At 73.6% G+C, this 14,221-nt stretch carries 13 protein-coding genes; 7 read left to right on the top strand and 6 right to left on the bottom strand.

Features of this window, described 5'->3' with window-relative positions:
• Positions 1 to 212: 212 nt before the first annotated feature.
• From Q2K16_RS18770 to Q2K16_RS18755, 4 genes are all read right to left on the bottom strand, one after another.
• Positions 213 to 2,366 carry a peptidase domain-containing ABC transporter gene (locus tag Q2K16_RS18770; protein ID WP_302738874.1) on the bottom strand — a complete coding sequence of 718 codons (2,154 nt, stop codon included), beginning with the start codon at positions 2,364 to 2,366 and terminating at the stop codon, positions 213 to 215.
• Positions 2,363 to 3,355: a TIGR04500 family putative peptide maturation system protein gene (locus Q2K16_RS18765; RefSeq protein WP_302738872.1), complete on the bottom strand. Its 993-nt coding sequence runs from the start codon at positions 3,353 to 3,355 to the stop codon at positions 2,363 to 2,365. Before Q2K16_RS18765 ends, Q2K16_RS18770 begins: the two co-directional genes overlap by 4 nt.
• Positions 3,352 to 4,335, bottom strand: a complete 984-nt coding sequence (locus tag Q2K16_RS18760) for an MvdC/MvdD family ATP grasp protein (RefSeq protein ID WP_302738870.1) — start codon at positions 4,333 to 4,335, stop codon at positions 3,352 to 3,354. The genes Q2K16_RS18765 and Q2K16_RS18760 overlap by 4 nt, the downstream gene beginning before the upstream one ends.
• Positions 4,336 to 4,405: 70 nt before the next feature.
• Positions 4,406 to 4,576 (bottom strand): putative ATP-grasp target RiPP, encoded by a 171-nt coding sequence (locus tag Q2K16_RS18755; protein ID WP_302738868.1) that lies wholly within the window; start codon positions 4,574 to 4,576, stop codon positions 4,406 to 4,408.
• 132 nt (positions 4,577 to 4,708) lie between these two features.
• Here Q2K16_RS18755 and Q2K16_RS18750 point away from each other — a divergent pair, with 132 nt between their 5' ends.
• From Q2K16_RS18750 to Q2K16_RS18730, 5 genes are all read left to right on the top strand, one after another.
• A complete protein-coding gene (locus Q2K16_RS18750; protein WP_302738866.1) occupies positions 4,709 to 6,103 on the top strand; it encodes a helix-turn-helix transcriptional regulator in 1,395 nt (464 codons plus the stop codon).
• Positions 6,104 to 6,447: 344 nt separating this feature from the next.
• Complete coding sequence (locus Q2K16_RS18745; RefSeq protein WP_302738864.1) at positions 6,448 to 7,929, top strand: endo-1,4-beta-xylanase; 1,482 nt, start codon at positions 6,448 to 6,450, stop codon at positions 7,927 to 7,929.
• 147 nt (positions 7,930 to 8,076) lie between these two features.
• Positions 8,077 to 9,609, top strand: a complete 1,533-nt coding sequence (locus Q2K16_RS18740) for a cellulose binding domain-containing protein (protein ID WP_302738863.1) — start codon at positions 8,077 to 8,079, stop codon at positions 9,607 to 9,609.
• Positions 9,610 to 9,979: 370 nt separating this feature from the next.
• Positions 9,980 to 10,753 (top strand): hypothetical protein, encoded by a 774-nt coding sequence (locus Q2K16_RS18735; RefSeq protein WP_302738862.1) that lies wholly within the window; start codon positions 9,980 to 9,982, stop codon positions 10,751 to 10,753.
• Between the two features lie 168 nt (positions 10,754 to 10,921).
• Positions 10,922 to 11,068: a hypothetical protein gene (locus tag Q2K16_RS18730; RefSeq protein WP_169733029.1), complete on the top strand. Its 147-nt coding sequence runs from the start codon at positions 10,922 to 10,924 to the stop codon at positions 11,066 to 11,068.
• Here the strand turns inward: Q2K16_RS18730 and Q2K16_RS18725 are convergent.
• Positions 11,058 to 11,642: a helix-turn-helix transcriptional regulator gene (locus tag Q2K16_RS18725; protein WP_302738861.1), complete on the bottom strand. Its 585-nt coding sequence runs from the start codon at positions 11,640 to 11,642 to the stop codon at positions 11,058 to 11,060. The two genes, Q2K16_RS18730 and Q2K16_RS18725, sit on opposite strands and share 11 nt — an antisense overlap.
• A 47-nt stretch (positions 11,643 to 11,689) precedes the next feature.
• Between Q2K16_RS18725 and Q2K16_RS18720 the strand changes: the two genes are divergently transcribed.
• A complete protein-coding gene (locus Q2K16_RS18720) occupies positions 11,690 to 12,628 on the top strand; it encodes a class I SAM-dependent methyltransferase (protein ID WP_302738859.1) in 939 nt (312 codons plus the stop codon).
• Here Q2K16_RS18720 and Q2K16_RS18715 read toward each other — a convergent pair.
• On the bottom strand, positions 12,549 to 12,863 hold the full coding sequence (locus tag Q2K16_RS18715) for a hypothetical protein (protein ID WP_302738858.1): 315 nt from the start codon (positions 12,861 to 12,863) through the stop codon (positions 12,549 to 12,551). The two genes, Q2K16_RS18720 and Q2K16_RS18715, sit on opposite strands and share 80 nt — an antisense overlap.
• A gap of 238 nt (positions 12,864 to 13,101) precedes the next feature.
• On the opposite strand from Q2K16_RS18715, the gene trpS reads away from it, so the two are divergent.
• Complete coding sequence (trpS, locus tag Q2K16_RS18710) at positions 13,102 to 14,217, top strand: tryptophan--tRNA ligase (RefSeq protein ID WP_302738857.1); 1,116 nt, start codon at positions 13,102 to 13,104, stop codon at positions 14,215 to 14,217.
• The last annotated feature ends 4 nt before the right edge of the window (positions 14,218 to 14,221 follow it).

The following is a 14,221-nucleotide window of genomic DNA, read 5'->3' as shown; positions in this document are numbered from 1 at the left end:
GCAGAGCGTCGCCAACGTCGCGTTCGCCGAGGCCCACGCGCGGGGCGTCGCCACACACGGGCTCACCGGGCGCGACGCCGACGTCCCGCTGTCCCCGACGCGATCCTCGCCACCACCCCGGTCGCCAACACCTCGCTCACCCGCTACGTGCCCGCCCACGGCCGCCTCGACCTCGCCGAGTTCGCCGCCGTCCCGCACGCGCGGTGACCGGCTCAGCGGACCGGGTCGGGCCACGACCTGACGGCAGCGGGCACCCCGGCCAGCCGGGCGAACGGGCCCCCGGCGGCCAACAGCACCCCCGGCGGTCCGCTCTCCACCAACCGCCCCCGGTCGAGCACCAGCACCAGGTCGGCGTCCGCGACCGTCGACAGCCGGTGCGCGATCACCAGCCGGGTCACCGGCAGCGTCCGCAGGCTCGCCTCGACGGCCGCCTCGGTCACCGTGTCCAGCGCGCTGGTCGCCTCGTCGAGGATGAGCAGGGCCGGGTCGGCCAGCAACGCGCGGGCGAGCGCGACCCGCTGGCGTTGCCCGCCGGACAGGCCGACGCCGCCGTCGCCGAGGTGGGTGTGCAGCCCCATCGGCAGGGCCGCCACGTCGTCGTGCAGCGCGGCGAGCCGGACCGCCCGGTCGACGGCCGCGTCGGAGGCGTCCGGGCGGGACAGCGTCAACGCCTCGCGCAGGGTGCCCGCGCCGAGGTAGGTCTCCTGGAGGACCACCCCGATCTGCCGGCGCACCGAGGACAGGTCCAGCGTGGCGAGGTCGTGGCCGTCGACGTGGATGCGCCCCTCGGTCGGGGAGTACAGGCCGGTCAGCAGGCCGACCAGGGTGCTCTTGCCGCTGCCCGAGCCGCCCACCACCGCCACCTTGCTGCCGGGCCGGATCACGGCGGTGACGTCGCGTAGCGCCCAGGGTGACCGCCGGTCGTACCGGAAACCCACCCCGGTGAGGGTGACCAGCCCGGTGAGCCTGGGCGCGGGCGCACCCGGGGTGGGCTGCTCGACAGGTGCGTCCACGATGTCGGCCAGCCGGTCCATGGTGGGGGCGAGCAGGGTGAACGACGGCAGCCGCTGGGCCAGCGCGACCGCCGGGGTGATCGCGGCGACCGCGAGCGCGGACAGGCCGGCGGCCCGGCCCGGGGAGTCGGCCTGCCGGACCGCGACGAGCAGCATGAGCACCGGGCACGCCATCGACCAGGCGGCCAGCAACGCGTCCGAGACCGCCGCCAGCCGGGCCAGCCGGTGCGCCGCCGACACACCCCGGTCGAACGACTCCTGCCAGCGCCCCCGCACCCGCTGCTGGGCCCCGGCGACCCGGATCGCCGCCATCCCCTGCACCGCCTCGGCGAGCCGGGCCGCCTCCTCGCCGGAGGCGAGCAGTTCCTCCCGTTGCAGCGCGCCGGAGCGGCGGCCGACCCACAGCGCCGTGCCCGCCTGGACCGCGATCACGGCGGCGGCCACCAGCCCCAGCACCGGGGCCAGCACGGTCACCACGGTCAGGTAGCCGACCACCAGCAGCCCGTCCAGGGCCGTGGCCACCAGCGCCGACGCCAGCAGGTCCCGGACGCCGGCCACCGCCCGGACCCGGTCGACCAGGTCGCCGGCCGAGCGGCGGTGGAAGTACCGGTAGACCACCTCGAACAGCCGGTGCACCGTCTCGGTGCCGAGCCGGCTGCCGATGCGCCGTTGCAGGCTGGTCACGGTCAGCCCCCGGGCCAGGGACAACGCCCCGGTGAGCAGGGCCAGCGCGGCGACGGCGGCGAGCCAGGAGGCCGCCGGGGGCGCCGCGGCGTCGATGAGCGCGGCGGTCGCCCACGGCACGGCCAGGCCGGTCGCGGTGAGCAGCACCGAGGTCGCCGCCAGCAGCGCGAGCAGCCCGGTGTGCCGGCGCAGCACCGGCACCAGCAGGTCACGTACCGGTGACGGTGCCGGGGGTGCCGGCGGGGCGGGACCGTCGGGCGTGGCCAGCAGCACCACCCCGGTGGTGCCGGCGGAGAACTGGGCCGGGGAGAGCCGTCGGCGGCCCACGGCCGGGTCGACGACGTCGACGCCCCGACGGCCGATCCGCTCCACCACCAGGTAGTGGTCGCCGTTCCAGTGGGCCAGCAGCGGCATCGGCAGCTCCCGCAACCGGGTGGCGTCCCGGCGCAGCGCCGGCAGGGCGATCGCCCGGCAGCGCAGCCCGTACTGCTGCGCCTCGTCGCGCAGGTCACGCAGGCTCAGACCGTCCCGGCCGACGTCGAGCCGGGCCCGCAGGTACGACACGGGGACCGCCCGGCCGCAGGCGGCGAGCAGCATGGCGAGCGCGCTGGGTCCACAGTCGGTGGCGGCGACCTGGAGCACCACCGGCACCCGTCGCCGGCCGGTCACCGGACCCGGGTCGTCCGGTCCCGGGGCAGCCAGAACCACTCGATGTCGGTGCCGGCCCGCCGCTGCGCCAGCCACTCGTCGAACATGGCCCGCTCGACCAGCGCCCGGGTGTCGTCGTCGAGGACGGCCGGCTCGCGGTCGACCACGACGGCCGTCACCGCCGCCCCGGCGATGGTCGTGGGCACCGGTCCGGCGGCGTCGCGCAGTTCCGGCGGGGCCGCGACCGCGACCGTCCGCAGGGTGCCGGCGCTCCGGCCGGCGCGGACGGCGGCGGCCACCGCCGCGAGCGCCGCCGCGCGGTCGGTGGGGGGTGCCCCCTCGGCGGTCCAGGCGATCAGGAGCCGGTCGAAGCTGGACCGGTGGGCGGCGAACCACTCAGGCAGCCGGTCACCCACCACCCGGGCGCGCAGCCGGGCGACCGCCACGGTGTGGGCGATCAGGTCGGCGAAGTCCTCGGCGGTGAGCCCCCGGTCGGCGAGCCACCGTGCGGTCGACTCGGCGTCGAGCAGCCCCTTGGCCCGGCGGTACGCGTCGGCCGCCACCTGGAGTCCGTCGTCGTCGACCTCGACCGGGTGCCGCTCCAGTTCCTCGGCGACCAGGCCCGTGTCGACCAGCCGGGCGAGCACGTCGTGGTCGTACCAGAGGAAGTCGAGGGCGGTGAGCGCCTCGCCCACCCGCAGCGTCCGGGTGCCGACCCGGGCGAGGTGGTGGTCGGAGTGCCGGACCGCCCCGCGCAGCGGCCACGGCAGTGCCGGCGTCGGGCTGTACGCCACGGAGACCGTGCCGGCGGGTTCGCGCAGCAGCAGGTCGAAGGAGACGGACCCGTCGGCCGCCTCCTCGTCGCGCACGATCGCCGGATCGGCCCCGGGCCAGCGTTCCCGCAGCGGGGTGAGGCGTCGTCGGGCCTCGGGCAGGCCGGCACGGTCGGTGGTCAGCTCCCGTGCCAGGGTGACGGCGGCGTCGAGCAGGGCCGGGTCCAGCGTGGTCATGTGGTGCCTCCGGGGGTGCAGGCGGCTGCGGTGAGCAGGTCGACCACGGCGGCGGTGATGGGCAGCCCGGTCTCCTCCTCGATCCACAGGTACTGGCCGCTGGGGTTGATCTCGATGTAGACGTACCGGTCGTCGGGGGTGACGATCAGGTCGAGGGCGCTGTAGCGCAGGCCGAGCGCACGGGTCAGCGCCACGCACCGGGCGGCGACGTCGGCGGGCAGGTCGTAGCGGCTCAGCGGGGTGTTCCGGTCGTCCTGGCGACGCCAGTCGTGCCGGGCGTGGTTCGACCGCTGGGAGTCGATGGCGGCGGTGAACACCCGGTCCCCGACGACGGTGACCCGCAGCTCGACCCGCTTGGGGACCCGCGCCTGCGCGATGAGGGGGCAGTGGCGTACCCCCTCGACGTGGCCGATGTCGCGGTGGGTGACCGGTTCGGTGTACCGCATCAGCTCGTCGCCGAGGGTGGTCAGCCCCACCTGCTTGGTGATCAACCGGCCGCCGGTGTGGCCGAACAGGTCGAGCACACCGGCGGGGTCGTTGCCGACGACGGTGGCCGGCACGTCGAAGCCGAGGCGCAGGGCGAGCTGAAGCTGGCGGACCTTCTGCTGGGCCCGCAGCACCACCGGCCGGGGGGCGGGCAGCGCCGGCACGTCAAGGGTCTCCCAGACGTCGCCGACGAACTGCCGGCTCTCCTCGACCACGAAACCGGCGTGGGGTTCGCCCAGGTGGGGCGGGGCGACCGGGACACCGGGGCGGCGGAACCAGACGGCGGTCACCGCGTCGAGGTCGACGGTCCCGCCCGGGTCGTCGTGCCGGGTGAGGGTACGGGTCAGCCGGCCGTCCCGGATGGTCACCGACAGGGACGCGCGGGACGGCACGTCGGCCGGGTCGAAACGGACCCAGGCGGCGTCGCGCCGGCCCAGCTCCACCTCCGCCGCGTCGGCGTGCACGTCGTCGGGGGCGGTCAGGATGAGGATCATGGGTGCTCCGGGCGGGGTCCCGCCGACGGTCCGGCCATCGAAGGTGGACCGGATCGCCGACGGTGACGGATCAGAAGTCGGTGTCGGTGTCCGGTCGACCCCCGCCGGGGATGTCGTTGATGGTCTTCGACGAGCCCGCCCCGTTGCGGGGCAGCCCGCCGAGCATCCGGGCGAGCTGGTCGTCGGCCAGCTCCACCCCGTCGGCGGGAATGGTGTCGATCTGTACGGTCCTGCGCTTCATGGTGCTACCCCTATCCGTTCGCGAACGCCCACCAGCCGGGAGGGCCGGCAGGTGCATGCAGTCTCGATGGACCGGGGTGGCCTGGGCACCGGGGAAATCCCCAGGGTTGGCCCCGGGTTCTACGCTCAGCCGGTGTCCACCGAGATCACGGCCGAGCGCCTGCTGTCGGCGGCCGACCGTGCCAACCCGGACGAGGCCGCGCGGCTGCTGTTCCGGGCCTTCCTCACGCTGTCCCGGACCACCGACAGCGACCAGTTGCTCCCGCTGCTGACCCGGGTGCGGCAGGCCCACGAGGCGAGCGGCTCGGCGCGTACCGCACTGATCTACCGCACCCTGGCGGGGACGACGGCCACCCGGGCCGGCCTCGCCGAGGGCCCGGAACACCTCGACGCCGCCGTACGGATCTTCGACGAGCACGCCTTCGGCGACGACCCGGTGCTGGTGGAGTGCGCGTTGACCGCCGTGATGACGTTGATGCGTCCGCACGAGGCGCGCCGGTTCGCACCGCTGCTCGCCGCCCTGGACCTGCCGCCGGCCGACCGGGCCCGGCTGCTCGCCCTGGTCGGGGTCGGTGACTGCTGGGCCGGCAATCTGGTCCGGGGCCAGGCCGAGTTGCGGGAGGCGGCCCGGCTGGCCGCGGAGTGCGGCACCCCCGACGTGCAGGCCGAGGCGACCTCCTGGCTGGCCAAGTGCGACGCGCTGCGCGGTGACCTGGACGATGCCGCCGTCCACCTGGACCAGGCCCGCGAGCTGGCCGCGCAGGTCGGTTCGGCCTGGGTGGCCCGCCACCTGCCCGAGTGCACGGCAGCGCTGGCGTTCGCCCGGGGTGACCGGGAGACCTGGGCCGGGCTGCTCGAACTCGTGGTGGCCAGGGACGTCGGGGTGACCGCCGGCCTCCAGTACGAGCACCGCTGGGAGTTGGCCACCCACCACGCCCTCGCCGGCCGGTCCCGGCTGGCCGGCGACCTGCTCGCCGGGGTCGACGACCCGCCCGCCTCCTGGCCGGGCGGACCGGTGCTGCCGGCGTGGCGGGCCTGGATCCTCGACCCGGGTACGGCCACCACGGCGGCCCTCACTGCGGCGGTGGATCTGCTGACCCGCCCGGTCGAGCATTTGCTCGCCGCCCGGGTGGCCTGGCTGCTCGGCGTGCACCACGGGCGGGTCGGCCGGCGGGGCGAGGCGGCCCGGCTGCTGGAGCAGGCGTGCGCGGGGTACGCCCGGACCGGCGCCGCCGGGATGCTCACGCTGGTGATGCGGGATCTCCGGTCCCTCGGTACGACCCCGCCGGTCACCGTGCTCCCGCCGGTCGCCGACCCGCCGTTCCCGGTGCCGGCCGGGGGGCCGACGTTGACCGAGGCCGAGGCCCGGGTCGCCACCGCGATCGCCAACGGGCTCAGCAACCGGGAGGCGGCCCAGCGGCTCTTCGTCTCGGTGAAGACGATCGAGTTCCACCTGGGCAACATCTTCCGCAAGCTCGGCGTCCGTAACCGTACGGAGTTGGCGGCCCGGCGGGCCCGTACCCGCTGAGCGTGCCGCCGGTCCGTGGTCGGGCCGTCGCGCAGGGTCCACGACCCCCGGACCGGGCCCGACACCTGTCGCAGATCGAATCCATTCGATATAGCATCACGGCAGGGCAGCGTCACCCCGCACGGGCGTAGGACGCGGAGTGTTCGCCATCCACCGGGCGGACCGGGCAGCCGGCCGGTGGTCACCGATGAGGCGCGGCTGGGCGACCCCGGCCGGCCTTCCTGTGACGTGCTGGTCCCGCCGCAGGCGCGTGTCCCGGTCGTCGTCGATCCCACGAGGGGTCGACCGGTCGCGTGCGGCGTCCCGGCGGTGACCGGACGGAACACCGAGGAGGATCCGCACAAATGAACGACGTACCCGCTCGACCGCGACGCCGCACCAGGAGGGCCACCAGGCTGCTGCTGGGCGGCGCCTGCGCCCTGGCGATCACCGTGTCCTCGATGGCCGTGGCGACCCTGGCCCACGCCGACCTCAGCGGACCGCCCGGGACCACGCTGAAGGCCGCCGCCGAGCGCAGCGGCCGGTACTTCGGGGCCGCCATGGGGGCGGACCGGCTCAACGACTCCGGCTTCCTGACCATCGCCAGCCGCGAGTTCGACATGATGACGGCCGTCAACGAGATGAAGCCGGACGCGACCGAGCCCAACCCCGGCCAGTTCGACTTCCGCAACGGTGACGCGATCTACAACTGGGCCACCCAGCGCGGCATGCGGTTCCGGGGGCACACCCTGGCCTGGCACGCCCAGCAGCCGAGGTTCTGGAGCAGCCTCAGCGGCAGCGCCCTGCGGTCCGCGATGATCAGCCACATCAACGGCGTGATGGCCCACTACAAGGGCAAGTTCGCCTACTGGGACGTGGTGAACGAGGCGTACGCCGAGAACGGCACCCGACGGACGTCGAACCTCCAGGCCACCGGCAACGACTGGATCGAGGTGGCGTTCCGCACCGCGCGGGCCGCCGACCCGTCGGTGAAGCTCTGCTACAACGACTACAACATCGAGAACTGGACGTACGCCAAGACCCAGGGCGTCTACAACCTGATCAAGGACTTCAAGGCCCGGGGCGTACCGGTCGACTGCGTCGGCCTGCAGACCCACTTCACCGGCGGCAGCTCGCTGCCGGGCAACTTCCAGCAGACGCTGTCGAGCTTCGCCGCCCTCGGGGTGGACGTGGCGCTGACCGAGGCGGACGTCACCAACGCCTCGACCAGCCAGTACCAGGGCCTGACCCAGGCGTGCATGAACGTCCCGCGCTGCGTCGGCATCACCACCTGGGGCATCCGGGACAGCGACTCCTGGCGGGGCAACGAGAACCCGCTGCTGTTCGACCGCAACAGCAACCCGAAGCCGGCGTACACCGCCGTCCTCAACGCGCTCAACGCGGCCTCCACCACGGTGCCGGGGACGTCGACCCCGCCGCCCACCACCCCGCCGACGACGCCACCGAGCACTCCGCCCACCACGCCACCGACCACCCCGCCGACCAGCGCTCCGCCGACCACGCCGCCGCCCACCGGGGAACCTGGCGGCTGCACCGCGACGTACCGCACGGTCAGCAGCTGGAACGGCGGCTTCCAGGGTGAGGTCACCGTGGCCAACACCGGCTCCACCGCCATCACCGGCTGGACCGTGCAGCTGACGCTGGCCGGTGGGCAGACCATCGCCAACGTCTGGAACGGCAGCAACACCGGCACCAGCGGCACGGTCAGCATCCGCAACGCCTCCTACAACGGCTCCGTCGGCCCGAACGCCTCGACCACCTTCGGGTTCCTGGTCAACGGCAGCAGCAGCACCGCGCCCGGCAACGTCTCCTGCACCGGCTCCTGACGGCGGGACACACCGCCCGTCCCGACGCCGGCCGGGCCCGCAGCCACAGGCTCCGGGCCACGGCCAGCGTCGGGACGGGACCGGCTGTCGATTCTTGCCGATGCTTCTGCCTGTTCCCGGGGCGGCGGAATCACTTGACTCATGGTCATGACGCAAACCTGGAACGCGACCCGCCGCTCGGTGGTCGCCGGCGTGCTGCTCGGCGCCACGGTGGTGGTCGGTCCGCTGACGGCACCCTCGAACGCCGCCCCCAGCCAGCCGTTCGGCGCCTCGGCGACGGCCGGGAACGACCGCTCCCTCCTCGACCTGATCCCGGCGCAGGCCCGGGACCGGATGATCGCCCAGGCCCCGCTGGTCGACGCGGCCAACGTCGTGCGCACCGCCGTCGAGGCCGGCACGCCGCGTGGCTACGCCGGCATCGGCCTGGTGGACGATCACGTCACCCTCTGGTGGAAGGGCACCCTGCCCCGTGACGTCGCGGCGGCGGTGGCGACCGCACGTCGTACCGCCCCGGTCGAGGTCGTCGGGGCCACCTACACCCGCGCCGAGTTGAAGCAGGCGGCGGCGAAGCTCACCCCCGTCGTCGATGCCGACCCGAACGACGCGGCCCACGCCGTCCGGCTGCGTACCGACGGCTCCGGGATCGAGGTCGCCGTCGACCCGAAGCTCGGCGCGAAGCAGCCGAAGCTGCCGGCGACCGGGGTCGCCACCCGCACCGTCGTCCGGGAGCGGATGGTCGAGCGGTCCCGGTACAACGACGCCGCACCCTACGACGGCGGCATCGGCATCGGGCTGACCACCTACGGCTGCACCGCCGGATTCGGCGTCCGCAACCACACCACCAACGCGGGCTACCTGCTCACCGCGGAACACTGCGGCCCGATCGGGCAGCCCTGGCACGTCGCCTGGAACACGAGCACCAACACCGGGACGCTGGTCGGCTACTCGGTCGCCAGCAACGACGACCACGACACCATGCTGGTCTCCACCTCCTCGCCGGGCAGCCACATCTACGTCGGCGGGCAGAACGACGAGGTACGCGCCGAGGTGACCGGCTGGACCGAGGTCTTCCCCGGGCAGCTGCTCTGCCAGTCGGGGTACACCTCGGCCGGTGAGCTCGGCGGGCCGGTCTGCAACCTGCGGGTCGAGTTCCACTACGACGACATCGAGGATCTGGTCGAGGCCACCCAGCTCGACGGCGACGAGTCGGCCCGGGGCGGCGACAGCGGCGGACCTGTCTACTTCGTCAACCCCAACGGCACCGTCCTCGCGGCGGGCACCACCACCCGGTCGGCCGGTCCCGGCTTCGGCTTCCAGGACTTCGCCACCGCCCGGGACGACTACGGCGACATCCGACCGGCGACGGCCCTCGCGAGCACCTGCCGCGTGTCGTACGTGGTGACCAGCTCCTGGGGCACCGGCTTCAACGCCAGCGTCACCGTCTACAACGACGGCCCGGCGGTCAACGGCTGGTCGCTCGGCTGGACCTTCCCCGGCACCCAGCTGATCCAGGGTCACTGGAACGGTGTCTTCCAGCAGACCGGCGCGGCGGTCACGGTGGGCAACGAGAGCCACAACGCCAACATCCCGACCAACGGCGCGGTCAGCTTCGGCTTCACCGCCGACGGTTCCCCGGCCGTCCCGGTGCCCTTCACGCTCAACGGCACCACCTGCAACTGACCGGCCCGGCTGCGGTGGGACGCCGCAGCGGGTGAGCACCCGAGGGCCCCGCCGGGCTGACCGGCGGGGCCCTCGCCCGTGCCGTCGGTCAGCCCGGCCGGCCGCCTCGCTGGGGTGAGCTGTGCTGATGACTGTCGATATTGCTAGGGCGGGACCGGCGTGCTGGAATGGCTCACAGCACCGCAGCACGGGGGCAACCGCGCTGGGAACCGGTGTACGCGGGAGCAGCGCGGTGCCGGCAGCACGCCGCCTCGGCCGGCGCGTGCCGTACGCCGGGCCATCGCCACGACGACGGGCAGTCGACCCGCCGGCCGGCAGTTCCACCGGCCCGCCCACCCGGCAGCGATCACCCCCCTCACGGAGGACGACCATGCGCAGTTCCCTCGCGGTTCTCACCGCGGCCCTGATCCTCGGCGTCACCGCCGGCAGCGTCCCGGCCGATGTCTCGGACGCCGCCCCGCGCTCGTGTCACCGCGACCTGTTGTTCTGCGAGGACTTCGAGCGTCTGCCTCCCGGCGGCCCCAGCACGCTGAAGTGGGGCGTCGACACCCGCCACGGCACGCTCACCGTCGAGCGCGCCAGGCACGGCAACCAGGTGCTGCACATCCGGACGGTCGACAACGGCCGGGCCTTCCTGCGCGTCGACGACTTCGCCGCGCCGGGCAACCGCTTCTACGGGCGGCTGCGGCTGCGCGTGGACGCCTTCCCGACCGCCCCGGACTGGGCGCACTTCACGCTGGTGGAGGCGACCGGCAGCGGCAGTTCCGAGGTCGTCCGCCCGATCGGCGGCCAGTACACGCCCACCGTCCCCGGCACCTTCTGGGGGGTGGGCGCGGACGGCGGCCCGACCGGCGACTGGACCAACTGGCGGGAGTCGGCCCCGGTCGCCGAGGACACCTGGCAGTGCTTCGAGTGGAAGCTCGACCCGACGGACAACCGGGTCGCGGTGTGGATCGACGGGGTGGCGAACCCGGAGCTGACCGCCTCCACCACCGACCACGGCGGCAACGACGTCCCGTTCGTCCTGCCGGCGGTCGACACCGTGAAGATCGGCTGGCAGCTCTACCAGGGTGGCACGACGCCTGGTGAGTTCAACCTCTGGATCGACGACATCGCGCTGTCCACCAGGCGGCTCGGCTGCTGACACCCGGTCGCGGCGACCGCCGACAACGGAGGGGACGGACGGTGCCGGCCGGGCGCCGTCCGATCCGGAGGGTCGGCGCTCCGGGTCCTTGGCGGGCGCGGGTTTCCCGACCGGGGTGGTGGGGGTAGGGACGGCACCGTCCGTCAGCCCACCGTCGAGGAGAGTGTCATGTCGGTACAGGCGTTCCTCTATGTCGTCGCGGTCATCCTGCTCGTGCTCGCCGCGCTGCCCATCCCCAGCCGTGGCGTCTCGCTCGCCCTGCTCGGGGCGGCGTGCGCCCTGCTGGCCTACGCCTGGCCGGTGATCACCGGCTGACCGGCGGCGGGTGGTGGTGCGGGTGCGGGCCCAGGTGACTGCGCTCACCCTCGTGGTCGAGGATGCAGAGGATCTCGGCCGGGCCGTCGTGCGCGCCGAACGCGTGCGGGACCAGGGTGGAGAACTCGGCGGCCTCGTTGGTGCCGACGAGGATCGTCCGCTCGCCGAGGCGCAGGACGATCGTGCCGGACAGCACGGTGAACCAGTCCCGCCCCGGGTGCACCCGCAGGTCGGTCGGGACCTCCCGGGTGATCCGCAGCTTGGCGACCGTCTGGTTGCTGTCCCGGGACAGCAACCAGGTGGTGACGCCCCGGTTCTCGTCGCAGTGCGGGCGGATCACCACGTCGTCGTCGGCGTCGGACTCGACCAGCCGGTCGAGCGTGATGCCGAGCACCCGGGCGATGGTGGCGACCTGGTCCAGGGCGATCCGGCGGTGCCCGGTCTCGATCCGGCTGAGCGTGGAGGGGCTGATCAGGCAGCGTCGGGCCAACTCCTCCAGCGACCAGCCACGGGCCAGCCGCAGGCTGCGTACGCGTTGACGGACCAGGTCCTCCAGATCCCTGTCTTGCCTCATACGCAAGATGCTATGCCGTACGGGCATGGTGCGGCTACCGTCGCCGCATGGCACACGACCACCTGATCGAACTGCTCGACCTGGACGCCGAGGTCCTGCACGACTACTTCCGCGACGTGATCGGCTGGGTCGGCCGGGAGGCCGTCGGGCAACCCCACGTCGTCGACCTGGGGGCCGGCAGCGGCACGGCCTCCCTCGCCCTCGCCCGGGAGCTGCCCGACGCCACGGTCACCGCGGTCGACCTCTCCCCGGAGATGCTGGCCCACCTGCGCTCCCGGGCCGACGCCGCCGGGCTGGGCGACCGCATCCGGACCGTGCAGGCCGACCTCGACCAGCCCTGGCCCGACCTCGGACCGACCGGGGTGATCTGGGCCGCCGCGTCCCTGCACCACCTGGCCGATCCGGCGACCGCGCTCGCCTCGGCGTTCGCCGCGCTGCGGCCGGACGGGCTGCTGGTGGTCGCCGAGGTGGACGCGTTCCCCCGGTTCCTCACCGGCACGCCGGGCGAGCAGGCGGAGCGGCGGGTGCACGACGAGGCGGCGAAGCGCCGGCACGAGGCGGGCCTGCACATGCACGAGAACTGGGGGGAGCGGATGACGCAGGCCGGCTTCCGCTCGGTGACCGAGCGGCGTTTCGACATCGACCTGCGCCCCCCCGTTGCCCGCCGCCGCCGTCCGCTACGCGCAGGTCTCGCTGGGTCGGATGCGGCACGGCCTGGCCGACCGGCTCACCCCGGCCGACCTCGCCGTCCTCGACGAGGCCGTGGCGGGCCTGCCGGGCCGCGACGACCTCAGCGTCCGTACCGAGCGGACGGTCTGGCTGGCCCGCCGCTGAGCACCGGCCCGTGCCGCCGGGCCCGCGCCGGTCCGACCATGGACCGGCGCGGACCCGTGGCGGCCGGGCGGGTCAGGCGCAGCCGCGGTACTGCAACGCGGCGTCCTTCATGTACGCCCAGAGCGGCAGGCCGTTCCAGTAGTCGTAGGTGAGCGTCCAGCCGTTGGCGGTGTTGCCTGTCGGGCCGGTGACGACCTGTCCGTAGCGGCGGGTGCCGTACAGGGTCGACTCGTTGGGCGCGGTGTACATGCCCGCGTAGTCCCAGACGACGGTGAAGCTGCTCGTCGTGCAGGCCGCCTGCGCCGTCCCGGCCGGTGCCAGGGCCGTCAGGGTCGTCGCCGCCACGCAGGCCGCGAGCGTACGCAGCAGATGTCGTCGAATGGTCATCGGTTCCTCCACCGGATCGTCGGGGATGGATCTGTCACGGGAAGGCTAGGCCATCGGGCCGGGGCCGGGGAGCCGGTCACGGCCACCCTCTCGTCCGCCGGCTGTTGGTCACGGGCAGGCGCGAGATATATGCGACCGGAATTGCGCTGCCGCCGGACGCGCTGATGGACCGGCAACCGGCGGACAGCGCCACCGGCCGTGTAATCATGGCGTCGAGACCGACCCTTCAGGAGATTCTGTGAGCACCGCCGTACCCCAGACCGAAGACGCCGGTGCCGCTGCCTCGGCCGGGCCGACCGATGCGCTCGGGACGTCCGCCGCGCAGGCCCGCAGCGCCGTGCTGGAGGAGCTGATCCGCAAGGAGCCGGGGCGGTTCCGGGTGCTCACCGGTGACCGCCCCACGGGCCGCCTGCACCTCGGTCACTTCTTCGGCACGCTGCACAACCGGGTCCGGCTCCAGGAACTCGGGGTGGAGCTGTTCGTGGTCATCGCGGACTACCAGGTTCTCACCGACCGCGACGTGGCGGACAATCTGCTCCGGCACGTCGAGGAACTGGTGCTGGACTACCTGGCCATCGGGGTGGACCCGGCCCGCAGCACGATCTTCACGCACGGGGCGGTGCCGGCACTCAACCAGTTGATGCTGCCGTTTCTCAGCCTCGTCTCGGTCTCCGAACTCAACCGCAATCCCACAGTCAAGGACGAGATTTCGCACTCGCGGCAGTCCGCCGTCAGTGGGTTGATGTTCACCTATCCGGTCCACCAGGCCGCCGACATCCTGTTCTGTAAGGCGAATCTGGTTCCGGTCGGCCAGGACCAGCTTCCGCACCTCGAACTCACCCGGACGATCGCCCGTCGTTTCAACGACCGCTACGGTGCCGGTTCGGCCGTGTTCCCCCAGCCCGACGCCTTGTTGTCGAGCGCCCCGCTGCTGCTCGGCACGGACGGCACCAAGATGAGCAAGAGCCGGAACAACGCCATCACGCTCGCCGCCACCGTCGACGAGACCGCCCGGTTGGTGAAGGGGGCGAAGACGGACTCGGAGCGGCACATCAGCTACGACCCGGCCACCCGCCCGGAGGTGTCGTCGCTGCTGTTGCTGGCCGCCCTGTGCCAGGGGCGCAGTCCGGAGCAGGTGGCCGCCGACATCGGTTCGGCGGGGGCCGCGGCGCTCAAGCAGGTCGTCACCGAGTCGGTCAACGAGTACCTGGCCCCGATCCGGGCCCGCCGGGCCGAGTACGGTCAGGACCGGGCCCACCTGCGGGCCATCCTCAGCGAGGGCAACGAGCGGGCGCGGGCGGTAGCCGACGCCACCCTGGCCGAGGTGCGGGCGGCGATGAACACCTGCTACTGACGCC

It is taken from the genome of Micromonospora cynarisoli (genome assembly GCF_030518815.1).
Taxonomy (GTDB): Bacteria; Actinomycetota; Actinomycetes; order Mycobacteriales; family Micromonosporaceae; genus Micromonospora; species Micromonospora wenchangensis.
This window is presented reverse-complemented; position numbering and strand designations above follow the sequence as displayed.